Annotated in this window: 4 protein-coding genes and 1 pseudogene; 4 read left to right on the top strand and 1 reads right to left on the bottom strand. The window is 74.3% G+C overall.

Features of this window, described 5'->3' with window-relative positions:
- The first annotated feature begins 68 nt into the window (after positions 1–68).
- From J0670_RS39525 to J0670_RS27180, 3 genes are all read left to right on the top strand, one after another.
- Positions 69–2441 (top strand): terpene synthase family protein, encoded by a 2373-nt coding sequence (locus J0670_RS39525; RefSeq protein ID WP_307806712.1) that lies wholly within the window; start codon positions 69–71, stop codon positions 2439–2441.
- A 142-nt stretch (positions 2442–2583) separates the two neighbouring features.
- Positions 2584–3381 carry a VOC family protein gene (locus tag J0670_RS27185; RefSeq protein WP_207814316.1) on the top strand — a complete coding sequence of 266 codons (798 nt, stop codon included), beginning with the start codon at positions 2584–2586 and terminating at the stop codon, positions 3379–3381.
- Entirely contained in the window at positions 3381–3866 is a 486-nt protein-coding gene (locus J0670_RS27180) for a DinB family protein (RefSeq protein ID WP_207814314.1), read from the top strand. The genes J0670_RS27185 and J0670_RS27180 overlap by 1 nt, the downstream gene beginning before the upstream one ends.
- A gap of 6 nt (positions 3867–3872) precedes the next feature.
- On the opposite strand, the gene J0670_RS27175 is transcribed toward J0670_RS27180, so the two are convergent.
- Positions 3873–4649 carry a helix-turn-helix transcriptional regulator gene (locus J0670_RS27175; protein ID WP_207814312.1) on the bottom strand — a complete coding sequence of 259 codons (777 nt, stop codon included), beginning with the start codon at positions 4647–4649 and terminating at the stop codon, positions 3873–3875.
- 121 nt (positions 4650–4770) lie between these two features.
- Here J0670_RS27175 and J0670_RS40365 point away from each other — a divergent pair.
- Positions 4771–6013: pseudogene (locus J0670_RS40365) on the top strand (hypothetical protein); the annotation flags it as partial.

Here is a 6013-nt window from a genome sequence, read left to right as displayed (position 1 = left end):
GCCGGTGTGGTGAGTCGAGGGCGGGTCATTCTTGGTCCAATCGACGCGTCCAGAAAGGCCCGCCCGCCGTGACCCAGCCGTTCGAACTGCCGTCCTTCTACGTGCCGCACCCGGCACGGCTCAATCCCCATCTGGACGAGGCGAGGGCCCACTCCACCGAATGGGCCCGGGAGATGGGGATGTTGGAGGGGTCGGGCATCTGGGACCAGGCCGACCTGGAGGCCCACGACTACGGTCTGCTGTGCGCCTACACCCACCCCGACGCCTCCGCCGAGGCGCTGTCGCTGGTCACCGACTGGTACGTCTGGGTCTTCTTCTTCGACGACCACTTCCTCGACATGTACAAGCGCACCAACGACCGGGAGGCGGGCAAGGCGCACCTCGACCGGCTGCCGCTGTTCATGCCGGCCGATCCGGCCACCCCGGTGCCCGAGCCGGAGAACCCGGTCGAGGAGGGCCTGGCCGACCTGTGGCGGCGTACCGTTCCGGCGATGGGCGAGGACTGGCGGATCCGCTTCGCCGGGAGCACCCGCAACCTGCTCGACGAGTCGCTGTGGGAGCTCGCCAACATCAACGCCGGCCGGGTCGCCAACCCGGTGGAGTACATCGAGATGCGCCGCAAGGTCGGCGGCGCGCCGTGGTCCGCGCAACTGGTCGAGTACGCGGCGAACGCCGAGGTGCCGCAGGAGGTTTCAGGCTCGCGCGCGCTGCGGGTGCTGATGGACGCCTTCTCGGACGGTGTGCACCTGCGCAACGACATCTTCTCGTACCAGCGGGAGGTGGAGGACGAGGGCGAGTTGAGCAACGGCATCCTGGTGCTGGAGCGCTTCCTGGAGTGTTCCACCCAGGAGGCCGCCGAGGCGGTCAACGACCTGCTCACCTCGCGGCTCCAGCAGTTCGAGAACACCGTGTTCACCGAACTGCCGGTGCTGTTCGCGGAGACCGGGCTCGACCCGGCGGGCCGCGCGCGGGTGATGGCGTACGTCAAGGGCCTTCAGGACTGGCAGTCCGGCGGGCACGAGTGGCACCTGCGGTCCAGCCGCTACATGAACGGCGGTGGTACGGGGGCGGGTTCGGCCGCCGAGGTGGCGCCGGGCACCGGTGGCGGGCTCCCCGGGGTGCCCGGCTCCGGCAACTGGTGGGACCAGTACGCGATCGGCGGGATCGGCACCTCGGCGCTGGACATCCTGCGCAAGGGGGCCGACAGCCCCCCGGTCGACACCGCGCCGGAGCGGCGGCGGGCCAGGTCGCACGCCCATGTGCCGTACCAGGCCGTGGGGCCGGTCCAACTGCCGGAGTTCAGGCTGCCGTTCGCCCTCTCGCTGAGCCCGCACCTGGACGGCGCGCGGGACCGGGTGGTCGAGTGGGCCGAGCGGGTCGGCCTGCTGTCCGAGCACCCCGGCGTGCCCGGCTCCGGCATCTGGGACGCCGAGTCGATGCGCGACTACGACCTCGCGCTCTGCGCGGCCGGCCTCCAACCGGATGCCACCGCCGACCAACTCGACATCTCCTCGGCCTGGTTGGCCTGGGGAACCTGGGCCGACGACTACTTCCCCAAGGTCTTCGGCCGCACCCGGGACCTTGCCGGCGCCAAGGCCGCCAACGCGCGGCTGCCGCTGTTCATGCCGCTGGACGGCGGCCCGGCGCCAGAGCCGGCCAACGCGCTGGAGCGCGGCCTCGCCGACATCTGGGAGCGCACCGCCGGCCCGATGACCGTCGAGGCCCGGGGCCGGCTGCGCGAGGCCGTCGAGGTGATGACGGCGAGCTGGATCTGGGAGCTGAGCAACCAGATCCAGCACCGCATCCCGGACCCGGTCGACTACCTGGAGATGCGCCGCTCCACCTTCGGCTCCGAACTCACCACCGCCCTCAGCCGCATCGGCCACGGCCGGGCCGTACCGGAGGAGGCGTACCGGCACGGCTCGATGCGCGCGTTGGAGAACTCCGCCATGGACTACGCGGCCATGGTGAACGACCTCTTCTCGTACCAGAAGGAGGTCGAGTACGAGGGCGAGCTGCACAACGTCGTCCTGGTGGTGCAGAACTTCTTCAACTGCGACTACCCGTCGGCGGTCCGGATCGTCGACGACCTGATGCACTCGCGGCTGGACCAGTTCCAGCACGTCGCGCAGAAGGAACTCCCGGTGCTGTACGAGGACTTGGGGCTCGGCGAGGAGGCCAGGGAGGTGCTCGGCGGGTACGTCCGGGAGCTGGAGAACTGGCTCGCCGGCGTGCTGAACTGGCACGAGGGCTGCCGTCGGTACCGGACCGAGGACCTGGAGCGGCACTTCGGCGCCGAGCGGGACCTCGCGGCGTCCGTCCGGGACCGGGCGGCGAACGCGTCCGCGCCCGCGACGGAGGCCCCCGAGCCGCGCACCGGTACGGTGCCGCTCGGCCCGACCGGCCTCGGCACGGCCTCGCTGCGTCTGTCGTCGAACTGAGGCGGCGGGCCGAGCCGGCCGTCGCCGGAGCACCCGCGCGGGCCCTTCCCGCGCGGGTGCGCGCCGCCGTGGCTAGGCTGGCGAGTCGGGGGCCGCGTGCGCCTTCCGGCGCGCGTCCACAGCCACGGACGAGGGCGGAGAGATGGCTGCGCTACCTGAGGGCACACCCTGTTGGGCCAATGCGACGGTCACCGACCTGGAGGGCGCCAAGGCCTTCTACGGTGACGTACTCGGCTGGACCTTCGGCGAGAGCTCGCCGCAGTACGGCAACTACACGCAGGCGTACTCGGACGGCAAGGCGGTGGCCGCGCTCGTGCCGTCGATGCCCGGCCAGCAGGCGCAGGCCGCCTGGTGCCTGTACCTCGCCTCGCCGGACGCCGCCGCCACCGCCGAGCGGATCCGCGGCAACGGCGGCGAGGTGGTCATGGGGCCGATGCAGGTCGGCGACTTCGGCACGATGGTGATCGCCACGGACCCGGGCGGCGTCGCGTTCGGCGTCTGGCAGCCCGGGGCTCACGGCGGCTTCGAGCGGCAGGACGCGCCCGGCTCGTACAGCTGGGCCGAGATCATCACCCGCGAGCCCGCGAAGGCCGACGCCTTCTTCCCGGCGGTCTTCCCGTACGGCGTGCGGAAGATGGACTCCGAGGAGTTCGACTACCGGATGTTCCAGGTCGGCGACCGGCCGGTGCTGGGCCGGATGAGTGCGGAGGGCGACTTCCTGCCGCCCGAGGCGCCCTCGTACGTGAACGTCTACTTCGCGGTGGACGGCACCGACGCGGCGATCGAGCGGCTGACGAAACACGGCGGCAAGGTGTACTTCGGGCCGGTGGACAGCCCGTTCGGCCGGTTCGCGGCGGTGGGCGACCCGCAGGGCGCGGCCTTCGGGCTCATCGACCTCGGCCGGACCGCCGGCGAGCGGCCGACGACGGTGGGCGTCTGATGGGGGAGCGCGAGGAACTCGTCGAAACCCTGGAGAAGCACCGCGGCCTGCTGCGGCACACCGCCCGCGACCTCACCGACGAGCAGGCGGCCCGGCGCACCACGGCCAGCGAGCTGTCCCTGGGCGGGCTGGTCAAGCACGTGACCGCGGTCGAGGGGGTCTGGACGCGGTTCATCACCGGCGGCGCGGAGGCGATGGGCAGCGGCGACGGGGACTGGGCGTCGCAGTTCCGGATGGCGGAGGGCGAGACGCTGGCCGGGCTGCTGGCCGAGTACGAGCGGGTGGCGCGGGAGACCGACGAACTGGTCCGCGACTTCCCCGACCTCGACCTCGCCCACCCGCTGCCGTCGGCGCCCTGGTTCGAGGCGGGGGCGAGCTGGTCGGCCCGGCGGGTGCTGCTGCACCTGATCGCCGAGACCGCGCAGCACGCCGGGCACGCGGACATCATCCGGGAGTCGCTGGACGGGGCGAAGTCGATGGGGTGAGCGGGCTCAGGACGCCTCGGCGGACGCCCCGACGGACGCCCCGACGGACGTCCCGACGGACGCCTCGGCGGACGCCTCGACGCCGAGGAGTTCGCGCAGTGCCCGGCCGCCGTCCGGGGTGACCCGCAGGGCCCGGCCGGAGCCGATCCGCTCCACCCAGGCGCGGTCCAGGGCGGTGCGGCAGAGCGCCGCGCCCAGCGCCCCGCCGAGGTGGCTGCGGCGCTCCGTCCAGTCCAGGCAGTCGCGCACCAGCGGGCGCCCGCCGGGGCGGCCCGCGCGCGGCGGCAGCTCGATGGACTGCGCGGCCAGCCAGGCGTGGCCGCGCTCGGTGACGGCGAGCCCGGCGTCGGCGCTGACCAGGCCGCGGGTGAGCAGCGCCTCGGCGACGGCCACGCCGAGCCGGCCGGCCAGGTGGTCGTAGCAGGTCCGGGCGCGGGCCTCGGCGCTCTGCAAGGTCGCCTCGCGCAGGTTCCGGGGCGTCGGCCGGCCCCCGCGGGCGGCCTCGGCGAAGGTGGTGATGTCCTCCAGCAGGGTGGCGACGGCGGGGGTGGCCAGCCGGACGTAGCGGTGCCGGCCCTGCCGCTCCTCCGCCAGCAGCCCGCCCGCGACCAGCCGGGACAGGTGCTCGCTGGCCGTGGACGGCGCGACGCCCGCCGTCCGGGCGAGCTCACCGGCCGTCCAGGCACGGCCGTCGAGCAGGGCGCTGCAGAAGGCGGCACGGGTGGGGTCGGCGAGCAGGGCGGCGAAGGCGGCGAGGGCCGGGCCGCCGTGGTCCTGGGGCATGTGTCCATGGTCCGGCATACCGCCATCGTCTCCCCGCCACAGTTCGGCCGGGGCCGAAACGAGCCGGGGCGACGATGGCGGCATGAACGATCCCACGGCGATTTCGACGAGGAATTCCCCGGTGAGTCCCACGCTTCCGGGCCGCGAACAGGCCTTCTCCCGGTACGAGGAGGTGACCGCCGCCCTCGCCGATCCGGCGCTGGTCCCGCCGCCCGCCGAGCCCGGCCCGTACGGCACGGTGGCCTGGCTGCGGGCCGCCGTCGCCCGGTTCAGCGCGGGCGAGCCGCACGCCCGGCGCCGGGCGCTGGTGCTGGCCGACCTGGAGCGGCTGGACCCGGGTGCGCTGCGGATCCTGGCGGCGGGCGGCTTCGAGCCGGACGTACGGCTGCGGGTGGTCCGGGCGCTCGCGACGGCGCTCGGGCTGGCCGAGCCGGAGGCCGTCGCCCGGGACGTCAGGGCGGTGGCCCGGGCGTACTTCCGGCCGGAGCCGGACGGTGCCGAGCCAAACGGCGTCGAGCCGGATGACGCCGAGGCGGACGCGGCGGTGGCCCGGCTGCTGCCCGCGATGGGCGACGCCGACGAGGAGACCGCGGCGAACCGGATCGGCCTGCTCGTTCAGGCCTGCGACGCCACCGCGGCCCTGGTCGAGCACGCCCGCCGCGGTACCGGCGGCCTGGCCGCCACCCTGTGGGACGACCCTCCGGTGCGGACGATGCGCCGCGTCGCCGCCCGGGCGACCGAGGTCGGCGGGGTCGCCGTACCGGCGGGGACGCGCGTCCTGCTGGACCTCGCGGCCGCCCAGGAACGGGACGGTCGGGCGGGCCGCGAGTCGCTGACCTTCGGCGCCCCGCCCCGGCTCTGCCCCGGCCGGGCGCACGCGCTGGCCATCGCCGAGGGCATCCTGTACGGCGCCTCCGACCCGGCGGACGGTTCGACGCCGCCCGAGCGGGCGGTGGGGAAGGCCGAACTCGCCGCCCTGATACCGGAGTCGATCGACCGCGTGCTCGCCCTGGCCGCCACCTGGACCTCCTGGGACGGCCGCCCGATCGTCAACGCCGACGGCCGAACCTACACGCCGCACAAGGCCGTTCGCCGCATCACCGACCATCTCGTCGACCACCTGGCCGAGTTGGAGGCCCGGCTGGCCGGCGAGCCGACCGAGCCCGACCGCTGGCACGCCTCCAACGTCACCACCCCGGCCGACCTCGCGCCGTTCACCGCCGCCGACCTGGACGAGGCCCGCAGCCGGCTCACCCGGCTCGGGCGGATCTGGGCCCAGCGGGTCGCGGCGCTGCCGGAGGAGCGACTGGACGAGTCGCCGGGTACGGGCTGGAGCTTCCGTCAGATCGTCTGCCATCTCGCCG

The organism is Streptomyces sp. FH025 (assembly GCF_017427025.1).
GTDB lineage: Bacteria > Actinomycetota > Actinomycetes > Streptomycetales > Streptomycetaceae > Kitasatospora.
This window is presented reverse-complemented; position numbering and strand designations above follow the sequence as displayed.